The sequence below is a fragment of the Paenibacillus tianjinensis genome, from assembly GCF_017086365.1.
Classification (GTDB): Bacteria; Bacillota; Bacilli; order Paenibacillales; family Paenibacillaceae; genus Paenibacillus_AQ; species Paenibacillus_AQ tianjinensis.
Genome location: NZ_CP070969.1, coordinates 2,647,953 through 2,664,080, shown reverse-complemented (window position 1 = coordinate 2,664,080; position 16,128 = coordinate 2,647,953). Strand labels below are relative to the sequence as shown.

Here is a 16,128-nt window from a genome sequence, read left to right as displayed (position 1 = left end):
GTTACAGATAAATATCTACTGTCGTTTTTTCTATGCTGCCGAGGCGCTGAACCTCTTCACGGCTAATCCGCAGTCCGCCAAGGCGGTAAGGATTGGGCAGGCGCTCAGCCTGTATTTCCTGTCCATTTACAGAGATAGAGCGGAGATTCCCCTCCTTCAAATGATAAATAAAGGATACCGGGGCACCGCCGTATTCAAAATCAAAGCGTGTGCCGTCAAGCTCAGGAGGTAATACAGGATCTATGACCAGGTCGCCGCCATCCACGCGGATGCCCAGGACATTCGATATCAGCTGGTTCATATAAATTCCTGGGCCGCTGGAATAGATTCTCCAGCCGCCTTTTACAGGAACCGATCCGTCACGCAGCTCTCCGAAACGTTCCTGTGCTTCATAGCGGTTGGCAAACTTACCGTCTGAGCTGCTGAAATAGGCGTTGCTTTGGCGCAGCTCGGCATTTGGAACGGCATCCTGGATTCCGATCGGGTTAATGGTGGCCAGCCCTTTCCATACCTGATCCCGTTTACCGATCTTGGCCATCGCTTCGACGAAGCGGATGTGTGCATGTACATATTGCAGCCCGATTTCACGTCCGAAATTGGCTGCCTGCTCTGCACGTTTAAAGTGAGTGCTGACCCCGCCGGCGTATTGGGCCGGATGATTCATCAGACGGACGCCATCCGGGCAGAGGAACTGCTCCTGGATCAGCTTATAATGCTCCTCCATCTGTTCAGGGGTAAGCAGTTCCCCGATCATACTGCGGGTCATCGGCAGCAGGCGGTATTGGATGCCGGTCTCTTGATCCTCTGGATGGAGCAATAGCTTGGCTTGCTCCGGATCCTCGAAGTAGAGGAAGCCCGGAATAACCTTCGTCCCGAGCATATAGCGGTTGAAGTCGCCTTTGATCCCTTCCGCCATTCCGCGCAGCTCATCGGACCAGCCTGCATCCGTTTCCTTCATAACTGCAGACAGGCCAAGAACGGTCTGATAAGTTAGCGCTACCGTCCAACTGCTGACCATATACTGCTTCAGCTGGGCATTCGCCGGCTGCAGGGTGTCATCCCAGTCCCCATCCCCATAGGAGGAAAGGAACGTATTATGGAGGAAGTGTGACTTAATGTAGTCCAGTTCCTTCTCTGCATGTTCTCTGAGCGTGTATGTCTGCTCCGTGAAGTCAAAGCTGTGTTTGCGCGTATAAGGAAGCTGCTCATCGAGCACAGCATAATCACGTGTTGCCCGCAGGTAATCGCCCAGTACCTTAAGCGGCCAGACAATAATATCGCCGTGGCTTTCTTCCTGCTGGATCGCCGTGTATTTGTCGAACATGAACCACTGCGGCCAGTTCCCGTCATCTTCATATTGATGGGCGAAGACCGTCAGGAGAATCTCCCGGACCTGCTCATATTTGTGGGTCGCGAGGAAATATTCCACCGGACCCTGGCATACATCCCGTGTTCCCCAGGCAGCGCCGCCATACTGTTCAAGGCCGTGAGGCACAGAATAGTGAACAAGCATATTATGGGTGTACCACCAGGCCAGAGCGTTTACCTTGAACAGCTCACCATCAGCTCCGCTTTCCTTAGTAAGCTTGAAGCCATTCATGACTCCGGCAAAAAACTCACGATACGCAGCTTTCTCGGTTTCAAACGGCGCAATACCTGAAGAACGGGTCTGTCCATCAAGCCGCCCTTGGAAGGTTAATGCCCACTCGCTGCTCGCACTAAGTTCAAGAACAACCAGCGAAGCACTGCCTGGAACAGCCCCAGCTGCCAACAGGGTTTCATCGCCCAGCTGATAGGCGGCTCCCTCTAGAATTAGCTTGTAAGCCAGCTCCGGATACACCGAAGCACTCATTCCAGCCTTGTCTGCACGGAAGGTTAGTCCGCCGTCCGCATCCTCAGACAGGTGGTAAGGTATTTCATATTCCGCTACGTTCATCGTAATCTGGTTGCTGACAAGGAAACGATATGCCTTTCCGGAGACGGAACGAACATGCAGTCTGATCTCCGGGGAATGGACTGCTGTATAGTTGGTAATCACCAAAGTATCATCTGCTGTCTTATAGTGCCAACGTACATAATTAAAGCCGATCTCATACAGTGACGGCATTGTCAGCAAGCGATACTTCCCGTCAATCTCCACATAGATACGCTGGCCGGATGTCTTATAGACATTAAGTGAATTCCGGGCATTCGACATCATTTTATTGAAATTGGTATTCCCGACAACTACCTGGGAATTGAATATTCCGTACATATACGAGGTAGTCGTCATAACCTCAGCATTCAACTGCGAATTGTTCCCGCTCATCAGAATATGTCCGTGCGGACGCTCCACCAGCAGCTCTTTGCGCTTAAGGACAACATGCTCATAGGTTTCAGTAAAGAAGGCCAGTAATTTCCCGTCTACCCGTTCCTCCTGAAACCGCTGCGGATACAATGCATCCAGTTCTGCTTCAGAGATCGTCTCCGTCTGCAGAGGAGCTCCTATTTTAGGAGCAGTAACCGTGCGTTCAAGCCAGCTGCCCTCTACTTTTACATCGCCTTCACTCTGAGTGTTATTCCAGGCAGCCCGCACAGCATCGGCAAATTCCAGCGCAGTAATGGCCGCAGGGTGATCCGCCCGGAACAATCCGTAGAACGTAAAGGAGGCTTCGCCGTTCAATTGAAGCTTAGCAGATTGCAGCGCAGTATAGGCAAATTCATATTGATAGATTTCATTCGCCAGATTCTCCTGGTACAAAGCTTCCGGTCTGTCCGTTTCTTTATAGGACAGCCCGAAGAATTGGAAACCGTCTGTAGAGTAACCGGCTGATCCACCAATGAGCCCCTGCTGCAGATATGGGAATTCTCCGCCTTGCGGCTGATTCTGACGGGAACAGACTACGTAGCCGTCCGCTGAGTCCCGGAATACAGCATGGTCGATATACTGGGACAGATAAGCTTCATTGCTGGTAACCGCGCCTGGAGAAGCAATCCCTACATCCTGTGTGTAGATGACATCCAGCTCTACACCGCTGCCTTCAATCTTCACATCCCAGAACCATACATCATCTTCAGCTAATGTAAAGACAACCTGATAGCGGAGTGCCTCTTGAAGGCCCTGAACCTCAGAGCTAACAGGGATCTCCCCCTGCCATACAAGCCGCTCACCATCCTGGCGGAAACGGCTGCCCGATTTCACACCAAGCAGCGGAAACGCTTGAATACCGCCTGGAAGGTGCAGGCGCGCATAAATATTTCCCGGTGCACCGTCCACACTGTTAGACAACAACTGATTAATCATCGTTGTACCGCCGGTTGCCTGGTAGAGATCGCCGCTGTTCAGGAACGTAAATTTCAGCCCGCCCTTTTGAAGTGACACCTTGGAATTCGTTGTGATTGTCATTTCTATTCACTTCCTTATCTATTACGGCTTCGCACCGCTATTATGGGTAGTCACATTTCTGTTATTTAAGCAGCCGGAATCCGGCTGTCTGCACATCACGGCTGTTGCCGCCTGCATAGACTTGGAACTGTCCGCGGTCACTGGATAGGCTCAAGTCGCTATGATGATAACGAAGCTGCTTTTCTTCTAGGAAGAAGATTACCTCACTGCTCTCTCCCGGAGCCAATTCAAGCTGCCGGAAGTCTTTAAGCTCTTTGACCGGACGGACGACCTCACCGGAAATGTCGCGCACATACAGCTGTACTGTTTCTGTTCCGGACATCCTGCCCGTATTGGTGACTCTCACCTTCACTTCAAGCGGCTGATCCTCTTTTATGGTATCGGACGAGAGCGTGAGCCCTTCATAAGCAAAGGTCGTATAGCTAAGTCCATAACCGAAAGGCAGAAGCGGTTCATTCGGACTGTCGATATACTTTGAAACATATCGGTTCTCATCTTCCACAGCCGGTTTCGGCCGTCCGGTGCTGAATGAATTATAATACACTGGAACCTGGCCCACAGAATTAGGGAACGACATCGTCAGGCGTCCGGAAGGATTGACCTTGCCGTATAACAGATCCGCCAGAGCGGCTCCGCCTTCACTGCCGGGGAACCAGGCTTCAAGTACAGCATCCGCCTGATCATATACCCCATGCAGATCCAGCGGCCGTCCGTTAAACAACACGATGGCTACAGGCTTACCGAGCCCTTTCATAAGCCGGATCAATTCCAGCTGCGCATCCGGAAGCCTGATATTGGTGCGGCTCCCGCCTTCCCCGCTCATATGGGACGATTCGCCGACAGCCAGTACAATTACATCTGCTCCTGCTGCGGCTATTAGGGCTTCCTCCTTCTGAGTATCCGTAATGGAATCAACCCCTGAGCCTGCGGCAACCATTAGCTGGTCTGGATTGTCTGTTACAGCCCGCATCGCATCACTTAACTTGACTGCTGTTTCTTTGGAGCCGGTCCAGGACCACCAGCCCAGAATATCTCCGCTGTCTGCAAACGGCCCGATCAGCGCCACCCGCTGCTCTCCACGAAGCGGCAGTACGCCTTCGTTTTTGAGCAGCACGCATGATTTCTCGGCAAGCTTCCGCGCTGCCTGACGGTGCTCAGCGGAATAGACAATTTCTTTCTCCCGTACCGGATCTGCGCCGCGCATCGGATTATCAAACAGTCCAAGCTTCTCTTTAAGCCGCAGAATGCGCAGTACTGCTTCGTCAATCCAAGCTTCATCGACAAGTCCTTCATCAACCAGCTCAGGCAGATGATGAAGATAGCTGGTGGTCATCATATCGATGTCGACGCCTGCCCGTATCGCCTTGAACGCCGCTTCTTTATCATCTTCAGCTGCACCATGGGCAACCATTTCCTTAATGGAGGCCCAATCAGAAATGATAACCCCTTCAAAGCCCCATTCCCCGCGCAGTAAGTCACGGAGCAATTTGCGGTTTCCTGTAGCCGGAACACCATCTACAATATTGAACGAGGTCATAACCATTTCGGCGCCGGCATCGAGGGCTTTCTTATAGGCGGGTAGATAATACTCACGCAGCTGGCGCTCAGATAAATCGACCGTATTATAGTCCCGCCCGCCTTCTGCAGCACCATAGGCTGCAAAGTGCTTGACGCAGGCCGCCACACGGCTGGTGTCACCTGCCAGGTCATCACCCTGGAAGCCTTGCACGAACGCCTTGGCAAAGACGCCATTTAAATAAGGATCTTCACCGGTAGATTCCATCACCCGTCCCCAGCGCGGATCACGGATCAGATCGACCATCGGTGCAAACGTCACATGCAGGCCGGATACAGCCGCTTCACGTGCTGCGATCTCCGCACTTTGCTTAGCCAGTTCCGGATTCCATGAACTGCCAATGGCCAGCGGGATGGGGAAAATCGTCTTGAAACCGTGGACAATGTCTGCCATGAACAGCAGCGGAATTCCCAGGCGGTTATTCGCCAGATGAGCTTTCTGTACAGCCATCATTTTGGCTGCTCCGGCTACCCCGAGTACAGAACCCGCATTACGTACTGTTTCGCTTTGAATGCCGAGCTCTTCCATGGGGCCGGTAATCTCCGAATGATCACCCGGCTCGTCATAAAAGGGAGCTGCAAGCTGCAGCAGCTGGGCTATTTTCTCTTCCAATGTCATGTTCTTTACATATTTGTTATACAGATGCTCAGTCATAGTTGTAATCCCTCCACCGAGTCGAACAATATCGAATCGTTTCTTTCTCCATATCCCTTTATTTATAAGTTGTTATTAATGTTAATTGTGTTAATTTCATAAACGTTTCACTTATTTTCGATAAATCACTGCTTATACAGACTAGTCCGGTACCGCTGCCCCGCTCTCCCAGAGCGGAGCATTCAGCTGGAGCCTCAAGACATCAGCTATAAGCCAAGCCATGTCATCACCGACTAGTTGTAGGTTTTAACCGACTTCCGTTCAATCAGCTCAATCTTAAGCTTATAGAAATCATTGACCAGGTCTCCGTTAAGCATCTGAAAGAGCAGATGTCCCGCCAGAGAACCGGACTCGTACATCGGCTGGCGGATGGTGGTCAGCGAAGGCTGAATGTATTCAGCCAGCTGTATATCGTCGAATCCGATAACCGAAATGTCACCCGGCACCGAAACTTTTGCTTCCTCCAGTGCTTTCAATCCCCCGACCGCCATTTCATCATTGGCATAAAATACCGCTGAGGGCATTTCGCCCTGCATCAGCATCATTTTGGTCGCTTTATAACCGCCTTCACGCACAAAGTTCCCGCTTAGCTTCCATTTTGCCTTCTCGGTCAGTCCGGCTTCGCGCATCGCCCGGGAGAATCCCTGATAACGCAGTGCATTGTCATAGGAATCGACAGGTCCGCTGATGTAAGCGATGGAGCTATGCCCTTTTTCGATCAGGTGCCGGGTTGCACTATAGCCCCCCTGTTCACCATCTACCACCACGTTAATGAGGCCTTCGCCGCTAATCAGACGGTCCATCGCCACGATTGGAAAACGCGGTCCCGCCGCAGCATGCAGGATTTCATCTGTAATGTTATGGGCCAGCACGATTGCCCCGTCTACGCGTTTCTCCAGCATGTATCTGACTGCGGTTGATTCTTTTCCGCCCATTGAACTGCAGGCAATCAGATCATAGGCGTTGGACAAGGCCACATCTTGAATGCTGCGGATTAATTCCGAATAATATGGACCTGACAGGTCCCTTAGAATAAGTGCGATTGTGTTGGTGCGGCTACGTTTCAAATCCATGGCAAAACCATTTTTTTGATAATTGAGCTGCCGTGCCGCTTCCAGCACCTTTTCTCTTGTTTTTGCGCTGACTTTACTGTCCCCGCTCATCGCATAGGAGGCCGTCGACAATGCCACCCCTGCCAGCTTTGCCACATCCTTGATCGTTGCCATCCTGTTCAATCCTTCCTCAGCACTGCAATATGCTTCTATATACTATTTTATGCCAGAGATCGTATATCCTTCTATGATGTGCTTCTGGAAGAAGATAAATATAATTATGATCGGAACAACCATAAATGCAGCACCCGCCATTTGCAGACCAAAAGCTGTACCATATTGGCCTTTCAAAAGCGACAAGCCGACCGATAAGGTGTACAGTTTCTCGTCATTGGCAATAATCAGCGGCCACAGGAAACTGTTCCATGCCCCGATAAAGGTTAATATCCCCTGAACAGCAAATACCGGCTTCACAATCGGCACCATCAGCTGGAAAAAGATCCGCAGCTCGCCCGCTCCATCCAATCTTGCCGCCTCCAGCAGATCCATCGGGATCGTGGTCATAAACTGGCGGAACAGGAAGATCGCAAACGCGCCTACGAGACCCGGAAGTACAATCCCCGCCATCGTATTCACCAGATGCATCTGATTGATAATCAGGTAGGTCGGAATCATGGTAACCTGACCCGGAATCATCATCGTCGCAAGTATCACATAAAAGAATTTGTTTTTACCTGGAAAATCAAATTTAGCAAAGGCATAACCTGCCATCGCATTCAGGAACAGTCCAACAAATGAACAGAGCACGATAATCAGCGTGTTCTTCAAATAAATCAGAAAGTCCATTTTCACAAACAAATCACGGTAGTTGTTAAACGTTGGGTGATTCGGAAATAGTGACGGCGGAATGACCGTAAATTCATTCTCAGGCTTAAAGGATGACCCAATCATCCAAATGAACGGCACCATCATCAGCAGTCCTCCGATAACAAGCAGCGCGATCATGATTCCTTTTTCCAGTTTTTTCATTCTGAGTGCCATGCCAGTTCCCTCCTTCTTAAGCCTTCAGCACTAGCGGAAGCTTAATATTCTACTTCTTTCTTTTTGACCGCGAATTGAATCAGTGTCACGATAATGATGATAATGAACAGCACGAACGAACCCGAGGCTGCGTAGCCGAATTTGCTCAGCTGGAACCCGTTGTTGTAAATGAAAAGCGCCATAGACATGGTCGCGTTCAGCGGGCCGCCCTTGGTCATTACCAGCGGTTCTTCGAAGAATTGAATCCAGCCGATCAAAGTCGTAATGGTCACAAAGAAAGTAGCGAATCCAAGCAAAGGAACGGTAATATAGCGCAGCTTTTTCCAGCCGGTCGCACCGTCGATTTCAGCCGCTTCGTAATAAGAGCGCGGAATCCCCTGCAGTGCAGCAAGGAAAATGATCATATTGAGTCCGATGGATTTCCAGAACGCCAGCAGAATCAGAGATAATTTAGCCAGAACAGGGTCCTGAAGCCACTGCTGCGCCGGCAAACCAAACCAGGAGAGTACATAGTTAAATAAGCCGTAACAGCCGTTGTACAAATAACCCCACACCACTGCTACCGCCACAATGTTGGTGATGGATGGCATATAATAGATGACCCGGAAGCTTTTGAACAGCCAGCCGGAGCCGTAATTGAGCAGCAGGGCAACACCCATCGAGGCCATCACAACAAGCGGAACTCCAATCACCACATAAATTAGCGTATTGTACATTGATTTGAGGAAAATCGGATCCTTGAAAATATCAATATAGTTGCTGAATCCAACGCCACGAATGTTCGAATAATCCGCAAGCCCCACCAGATCCATATCCGTAAAGCTGATTACCAGTGCAATAATAATCGGAATAATGGAGAAAAGCGTCAGCAGAAGAACTGCCGGAGCGATAAACATATAAGGATACTTATGCTTGTTCCATTGCTTCACAAATGAACTCTCTTGCCTCACACCCTTTCACGTTCTTTCACTTTCGTCCTTCGGGAAGAGAAACAAGCCTACTGCCGGAACCTCAGATGGAGATCCCGGCAGTCCGCCTGAAGGAAAATCAGATATTATTTATTGCCAAGGAGCTCGTTGGCCTTATCATTCAGTTTATCCAGTTCGGTTTGTGTATCGGCGCCGCCAATAGTAATCTGTTCAAAAGCAGCCATTGCCGCCTGGGCAATTTCCTCATATTCCTTCACCGTTGGAGCAGGACGTGAATTTTCCAGCTGCTTGCCGAAAGCGGCAATCATCGGATCACTAAGCGCTTCATTCGTCCAGGCAGCCTTCAGAGCAGGCATGGAGTTAGAAGTTTCATAGTATTTCAGCTGTGCTTCCTGTTCAGCCATGAAAGCTATGAACTTAGCGGCTTCGTCCGGGTTTTTGCTGTAATTGAAGATCGACAGATCGGCACCGCCGATGGACGAAGTATTGGTTACTTTCGCCGGAAGCGTAGTTACTGCCCATTTGCCGTCAATCTCCGGAGCCTTCTCTTTCACCGTCTGGATCATCCAAGGACCGCTGATGAACATCCCCATCGTGCCGTCTTTAAATGCTGCAACGGTATCCAGGTCCGTCCCTTTTGGAGACAACCCTTCATCATAGAAGCTCTTCAGGAAGTTAACCGTTTCTACATATGCCGGCTGATTGAACTGTGGCTGACGGTTCTCGTCAATGATTTCACTTCCGTTCTGCCAGGCAAAAATGACTGGGTAGATGGAGTCTTTTCCTTCAATAGGCAGGGCATAATGACCGGCTCCGCCTTTTTCGACCAGCTTCTTACTGGCATCCTTCAGCTCATCCCAGGTTTTCGGTCCTTCAGGATAGCCTACACCGCTGAGCAGATCGGTCCGGTAGAACATTGCACGGGTTTCAACATAAAACGGAACAGCGACCGTCTTACCTTCGTACTGGGTAGTTTGAACAGCCCCGTCGAAGAAGTTGTCCGCTTTCATACTTGGATACTGCTCGATATAAGGAGACATATCCTTGAGGGCTCCGGCAGCCGCAAATTCCGGAATCCAGGTTGTTCCCATCTGGACAACGTCAGGACCGTTCTTGGAAGCTACAGCTGTCAGTAATTTATCATGGGCAGTATCCCAAGGAATCGCTTGAACATCTACTTTAATTCCAGGATTCTTCGCTTCATACATTTCGGCAATCGGCTTTACGGTATCCGAAGTACCCATGAACCATACTTTCAAAGTCTTGCTGTCCCCGGAAGCGGAATTGTTCGAGTTGCCGCAGCCTGCTGCAACCAAGGAGAAGCTGAGTAGCAGTGAAGCAATGGTAAAGCCAGTTTTCTTTTTCATTCTCTTTCACCCCTGTTTTAGTGTGAGCCAAACGTAAGATTACTATGATTAAAGCCCTTACATCGAAACGTTTCGATTATTATCGAAAAAAAATTCGAGTCTATTCGTTGTTTTTCGCGTTCACACCTTCATCACAGATACTATTAACCAATTACCCAGAAAATAAATCGACATTTTAGTCGTTTTCAATCGTGAATGAGTGCCGCTGCTGAACATATAACTAATTCATCGAATAATTAATTCGAATCGTTTCGATAAACTCATTATAATTCTATGTGTTAGCGATTTCAAGTAGCTGAGCTAAAAACTTTTCCCGTATCCCAGCCGGAGGATAAAGTGTAACTAATAGGATCGAATTTATACAGCACAGGAATGATCCTGATCCGCTTTGTTCTTCCCTCTACTGTAGGGTATATAATCCTTGTGTATATTTTTACATTTTTATCTATGTATTAAAATTAAACACGGAGGTCATTTTTATGCGCATGCTCTTAAAATTCTGCAGCATCTGTTCTCTTATCGCCCTGATCAGCTGCTCCAACTCCGGTCAATCCAAGCTTACTGCTCCATCTGCTTCTACTGCACAGGTACCAGTCAATGATGAGGTGATCCTGCCGACCGATGCTCCTGCAGCAACTGCGACCCCCAAAATAAAAGCTGATTCATGATCTCTCCTATTCAGGAGAGGAAAAGGTATTGAGCATTGCCGGAAAGGAATATCCCGCAACGTTTGTTAAAATAGATCTTCACCCCTACGGGTTCTATATCCCTGATCGTATGAAAGAATTCATGTATGAGGATGGTTCCGAGGTGGGAATGAACAAATCGGAGTTTATTTCCCTCACTGAGGTGGAAAGGCTCACAGATCCGGAGAATCCGCATGAATCACTCCGTTTGGCGGTGATGTTCTGTTTATGGACGAGGACTTAACGCAATATGAGGAATACATTGGGAGTGCGAGTGAAGGTAACAAGTGGCGAAGGACGGATGGCTTTGTATTGGGGCATGACAGCGCTCCAGCAATGATGATCTACTTTTCGTATTTCAGCAGTAACAAAGAAACCATTCTTCCGCTCTTTCTGGAGGTAGCGAGAAATATCAAATATATTCATTAGCAATTTCAGTTGAAATTTTGTACTTTCTATTTTGGATTAGAGTGTCTACAGAGAATGTTTGGACTTCCAGCCGCTGTTGTCTTCAGATTTCTTTATTTGATTTTAAACGCTATTAGCGTAGAAATCCGAAGACAAAGGCGGACGCTACCGCTCTTACAGTTCCAAAATTCCCCTCCGCACTTTTTTCCAAGTGTATATTTTCATTTTCAATTTTTATAGTATAAATAAGGCTCAACCTAATAATTGGCGGTTGATATTTTCACCCTAATAAACGTTGCCTATTGCATTCGATTAAAATCCCAGCTTTGTAACATCGACGATTGCGCGTGAAATAGTGTCGACGTTGATACGCTTTAATACGATTATGCCGTCCTTCTACGATCGCATTCGTCCAGCGACAGTGATGAAATAAACAAAATCATCCTAATTTCAGCGATTCTCTATTGTGGTACTCCCAGGACTACCAGTTGAAAGAAAATAAAGTAATACAAGGATTAGTAACAAACCTATAATGATTGTTAAGATCATTTTTACTTTTTTACTCATATAAATCCCTCCAATTATATTATATTTCTAAAAATACCATTTACATCCATAGAACATTTGGTATTATTTTATTGTAACCATTCTACCAAGGGAGGCAAAAAAATGCAAAACATTACAAGAAAAGGTATTAAAATTTCTCTCATTTACATCATTGCTTTAATTATGGTCTTTCCGTTTCAAAACACCGTTAGCGCTGAAGAAATCCAGAATACTAAGGAAAATTACACTTCATATTTGACTGGGTTAATTGATAGCGGTGATAGTGGTGCTGCTACGGTTCTAGATCAATTCAATAATCTTGCTCCAGAGCAACAAGAAGCATTTGTTGAATTCTTATATTCACCTGAATATGGTAGTACTGTTTCGAATGCTATCAAACAAGAAGAAAATGGAGTACGTACAAAAAACGTTGTAGTGGATGATATCACTCTTCCTGTAACTATTAGCAAGTTTGAAACAATTACAGATGCAAACTCTCAACAATTGTTAGCAGTGCCTGGAGTAATAACTTTACATTCAGAGGCGGAAATTGGTATAGCTGGAATAACAACTTCTAGATTAATCACTGATATGAAGTGGGAACATGATGGAAGTGTTGCAACTAAGAACTTAACTATTGGTCAAGGACATAATAATTGGAATCCAGCATACTTTATTACCGAGACAGGTACATATAATCCTGGATATATTACAGGTGGATATGCATATGGCTGGGCAAAATGGAAAATGTCGGGTCTGTCAATAATTTTGTGTAAACTCTTTTAAGCACAGATTCCCCCGAGGGGGAAGTCGCGAATCTAACGCAAGTGTTGACCGACCCGGTCTGGGAAAAATACCGAAAGCTGGAGCAGCATTTGGCCCCAGTTTTGGACACGTCCAGTCCATTTTCGAGTGACATCGACGGTGGCCAGATAGAGCATTTTTAGCAGAGCTTCATCGGTAGGAAAGATGCTCTTTCCTTTGGTTACTTTACGAAGCTGACGGTGGTAACTCTCAATCATATTGGTGGTGTAAATCAGTTTACGTATCTCAGGCGGGTACTTGAAAAAAGTAGCAAGTTCGTCCCAATTCGTCCGCCACGAACGGATAATGAGGGGATATTTCGCCCCCCAGACTTCCTCAAAACGGTCGAGTTCAAGCAAGGCACCTTCCTCGGTAGCTGCCTTGTATATAGGCTTTAAGTCGGCGGTCACCTTCTTAATATCCTTGTAAGACACGTACCGTGTAGAGCTGCGGATTTGGTGAATAATACACTTCTGGATTTCAGTTTGGGGATAGCAGGCCGCAATCGCTTGAGAGAACCCGGACAGGTTATCCACGCAGATAATGAGAATGTCCCCCACTCCACGATTCTTGAGTTCATTCAGCACGCTGAGCCAGAACTTGGAGGACTCGTTCTCACCAATCCACATGCCCAGCACGTCTTTGTTTCCGTCCAGATCAATGCCAATGACCATGTAGGCAGCCTTGTTGATAATGGCCCCGTCTTGCTTGACTTTGAAGTGGATCGCATCCAGATAGACAACAGCGTAAACGCCTTGCAGAGGCCGATTCTGCCATTCTTTAATGAGAGGAACAATCTTATTTGTGACATTGGAAATGAGCGTAGGCGACACCTCAATGCCATACATCTGCCCCAGGTGATCCTGAATTTCTCGGGTACTAATCCCTTTGGCGTACAGAGCGATGATTTGCTCTTCGATGCCGGTTACGTTCGACTGATGCTTCTTGACGACAAGTGGCTCAAACTCACCCAGACGGTCACGAGGGATAGCGATTTCCTGTTCCCCGTACTCACTGACAACCGTTTTACGGCTCTTTCCGTTACGGCTGTTTGGCGTGAGCTTCGCCTTCACTTCATGCTTTCCGTAGCCTAAATGAGTGTCCATTTCGGCTTCCAGCATCTCCTGAATCGTCTCCGCAAATAGCTCTTTTAGAGCATTCTGCGCATCCTGTGCGCTTACCAAGTTGTTTTCCTTAATAAATTCCCGTAACTGTTGTTTTGTCCAAAGTCCCATGTGTTCTCCCCAACCTTTCTCTTACTTCCATTTTAATGGGTTTGAGAGTTTACACAATATATTTTACAGACTCCATCTAGTAGTATATTAATAACCTTTATGTATCAAGGCTCAGAAGCTCTCTACAACTGAGCCTTGATTTTTATAGTCATACAGACAAAAAAATAATCAATAAGACTATAAAGTCATTAATATAATTATACAATTTCACAAGTGTGAAACATTTTTTATAACTATTATCAATAATTTCAGACTGTTATAACCTTGTTGAGGTCGGACTTACAATAATACTGAATTTACAGATGTTTTTCCATTTCTATCCACGGTTTATCTCCGTTTCATTTTTCAACCGCTAATTTTGGTTTTGATCCATAAATAAATGATACTTCAAACCTGCTGCATCATCACCTGTAAACAAACCTATGTGCCGAAAACCTTACCCTCTTTTACCTTCTGCACCTCATACATATTTACGGTTGTACTGAGGATAAAAGCCGGTTTCTCCTGTCCTCTGCTGTTGCGGTGGCCCTGGATATGCGCATCGCTTTTCTCCCAGTTCTTCCACGCGTCTTCTGATTCCCAGCGGTTCAGCAGCAGCACCTCCTCATTGTCTTTGCTTTTCTCATTGAGCATTACGCTGATATCAATGAGTCCCGGCATTTCTTCCAGTGCACCCGGTGCACTGAATTTCTCAATGACCTTATCACTGTTTCCTTTCTCCACAACAATAGATCTGGTCTGAATGAACATCGCTTAGGCTTCCAATGAGCTAATGAGCTGGGAGAGTCTCTCTCCGCCTAGGCAATTATAGTGAAATTCAATCTATGTTTCATTCTAATTGATAATTGTTATCAATGTCACTCCCGCTTCACCAAGTATTTCTTAATTAAAAATAAACAATCACTTGCTCAGGCATTTAAGCGTCTATACACTTGGAAATAAAGACTAACTACTACAGAAAGCAGGAAAATCATGAACCTGACCGTTGAACCGGCTGAACAGCATGAAGCGCATATCATTAAAAATCTTTATCCGCTCTATCTCCATGACCTATCCGGCCATTATGGATTTACTGAAGGAACCGTGATGAACCCGCATGGGATTTTTGAAGATGAACCGGAGATCCGGACTTTGGCACAGCAATATGATGTGCAAAATATATGGTGGGAGAAGCCGGGAATCCTATTTCCTTTTTTGTTCAAGGCTGGCTCTGTCCCGGCGGGATTCGCGCTTATAGCCACCCCGCCTCATTGTGCAAAAGGTGTGGATTTTTTCGTAAACGAATTTTTTGTACTTCTGCCGTTTAGAGGGACAGGACTCGCAGCACAAGCCGCGCTTCGGGTATTTGAACGTTTTGCAGGGGTGTGGGAGCTGTACACCAATCCGGCCACAAAAAATATAACCGGACAGAAATTTTGGCGCAAGACTGTAGCTGGTTATACAAAGGGAGATTACCACGAAGCTGTTGAAGAAACCTTTGACGGAACAAAGCTGGTATTCAGATTCAACAACGGGAGTAAATAGGAGGTTCTGATGAGCAGGGTAACAGTATATCACGTGGATGCTTTTAGTAGAGAGGCGGGTATGGGGAATCCGGCAGGGGTCGTTTTGAACGCTTCTGAACTCACAGAGTTACAAATGCAGTCCATAGCCAAACAAGTAGGATTTAATGAAACAGCCTTTCTCCTGCCTTCCAGCCTGGCCGATATGAGAATCCGTTATTTCACACCTGGCCATGAAGTCAACCTCTGCGGTCACGCCACTATTGCCACTATCTATGCTATGAAAACCAAAGGACTTCTTGGGGAACAATCCGGAATAACCATTGAAACAAAAGCGGGCATTTTGCCCATTCGTATCGAAGAGGAACACTCCAATCAAATTTTGATTACCATGCAGCAGGCAGCACCGGAATTCATGCCCTTCAACGGCCCATCTGCCGACTTGGCCGCTTGTCTTGGTCTGGGGGCGGAAGATATTGATCCACGCTTTCCTATCCTGTATGGCAGCACGGGGTTATGGACGCTTCTGCTCCCTATTCGTTCTCTCGGGGCCTTCAAACGAATGTCCCCGGATAATAACCGCTTCCCAGATATTTTAAAAGAATTGCCGCATGCTTCCGTGCATCCGTTTTGCCTGGAAACCTACGCTGCTGAGGCGGACATGCATGGCCGGCACTTCTCTTCCCCCTACTCAGGCACCATTGAAGACCCGGTAACAGGAACCGCCTCCGGTGTAATGGGAGCATATTATAGCAAATACATCCGTCCGGATCAGGAACATCTGGAGCTGCTCATTGAGCAAGGACAGGAGATCGGACGCAATGGCAGCGTTAGGGTAACAGTTAACACAAACCGGAATGAGGTTGCCATTACAGGCACCGCCGTTTTTGCCGAGGAGCTAACCATTCCGTATATGGGTATTCAATGATATCATATCCTCTTT

General features: G+C 47.3%; 12 protein-coding genes and 1 pseudogene. 4 read left to right on the top strand and 9 right to left on the bottom strand.

From position 1 onward, the window contains the following. Position 1 precedes the first annotated feature (1 nt). The 6 genes from JRJ22_RS11715 to JRJ22_RS11690 form a co-directional block, all read right to left on the bottom strand. Positions 2-3,385: a GH36-type glycosyl hydrolase domain-containing protein gene (locus JRJ22_RS11715; protein WP_206104605.1), complete on the bottom strand. Its 3,384-nt coding sequence runs from the start codon at positions 3,383-3,385 to the stop codon at positions 2-4. Positions 3,386-3,446: 61 nt separating this feature from the next. Continuing rightward, positions 3,447-5,615, bottom strand: a complete 2,169-nt coding sequence (bglX, locus tag JRJ22_RS11710) for a beta-glucosidase BglX (protein ID WP_206104604.1) — start codon at positions 5,613-5,615, stop codon at positions 3,447-3,449. 233 nt (positions 5,616-5,848) lie between these two features. Beyond that, positions 5,849-6,841: a LacI family DNA-binding transcriptional regulator gene (locus JRJ22_RS11705; protein ID WP_206104603.1), complete on the bottom strand. Its 993-nt coding sequence runs from the start codon at positions 6,839-6,841 to the stop codon at positions 5,849-5,851. A 42-nt stretch (positions 6,842-6,883) separates the two neighbouring features. Continuing rightward, entirely contained in the window at positions 6,884-7,708 is an 825-nt protein-coding gene (locus JRJ22_RS11700) for a carbohydrate ABC transporter permease (RefSeq protein ID WP_206104602.1), read from the bottom strand. 41 nt (positions 7,709-7,749) lie between these two features. Beyond that, positions 7,750-8,604, bottom strand: a complete 855-nt coding sequence (locus tag JRJ22_RS11695; protein ID WP_206105098.1) for a carbohydrate ABC transporter permease — start codon at positions 8,602-8,604, stop codon at positions 7,750-7,752. Positions 8,605-8,762: 158 nt separating this feature from the next. Then, positions 8,763-10,004: a sugar ABC transporter substrate-binding protein gene (locus tag JRJ22_RS11690; protein WP_206104601.1), complete on the bottom strand. Its 1,242-nt coding sequence runs from the start codon at positions 10,002-10,004 to the stop codon at positions 8,763-8,765. Positions 10,005-10,483: 479 nt separating this feature from the next. Between JRJ22_RS11690 and JRJ22_RS11685 the strand changes: the two genes are divergently transcribed. Next, a complete protein-coding gene (locus JRJ22_RS11685) occupies positions 10,484-10,672 on the top strand; it encodes a hypothetical protein (RefSeq protein WP_206104600.1) in 189 nt (62 codons plus the stop codon). 706 nt (positions 10,673-11,378) lie between these two features. Here the strand turns inward: JRJ22_RS11685 and JRJ22_RS29840 are convergent. Continuing rightward, positions 11,379-11,528, bottom strand: a pseudogene (locus JRJ22_RS29840) (ISL3 family transposase); the annotation flags it as partial. A gap of 239 nt (positions 11,529-11,767) precedes the next feature. Between JRJ22_RS29840 and JRJ22_RS11680 the strand changes: the two are divergent. Further along, a complete protein-coding gene (locus JRJ22_RS11680; RefSeq protein ID WP_206104599.1) occupies positions 11,768-12,430 on the top strand; it encodes a hypothetical protein in 663 nt (220 codons plus the stop codon). A gap of 32 nt (positions 12,431-12,462) precedes the next feature. Here JRJ22_RS11680 and JRJ22_RS11675 read toward each other — a convergent pair whose 3' ends face one another. Further along, a complete protein-coding gene (locus tag JRJ22_RS11675) occupies positions 12,463-13,683 on the bottom strand; it encodes an IS256 family transposase (RefSeq protein WP_206100169.1) in 1,221 nt (406 codons plus the stop codon). A gap of 420 nt (positions 13,684-14,103) precedes the next feature. Then, the gene (locus JRJ22_RS11670; RefSeq protein ID WP_206104598.1) at positions 14,104-14,433 is read right to left on the bottom strand and encodes an antibiotic biosynthesis monooxygenase; all 330 of its coding nucleotides are present in this window, start codon (positions 14,431-14,433) and stop codon (positions 14,104-14,106) included. 222 nt (positions 14,434-14,655) lie between these two features. Here JRJ22_RS11670 and JRJ22_RS11665 point away from each other — a divergent pair, with 222 nt between their 5' ends. Together JRJ22_RS11665 and JRJ22_RS11660 are read left to right on the top strand one after the other, a co-directional pair. Beyond that, entirely contained in the window at positions 14,656-15,207 is a 552-nt protein-coding gene (locus JRJ22_RS11665; protein WP_206104597.1) for a hypothetical protein, read from the top strand. A gap of 9 nt (positions 15,208-15,216) precedes the next feature. After that, on the top strand, positions 15,217-16,113 hold the full coding sequence (locus JRJ22_RS11660) for a PhzF family phenazine biosynthesis isomerase (RefSeq protein WP_206104596.1): 897 nt from the start codon (positions 15,217-15,219) through the stop codon (positions 16,111-16,113). Positions 16,114-16,128 lie beyond the last annotated feature (15 nt).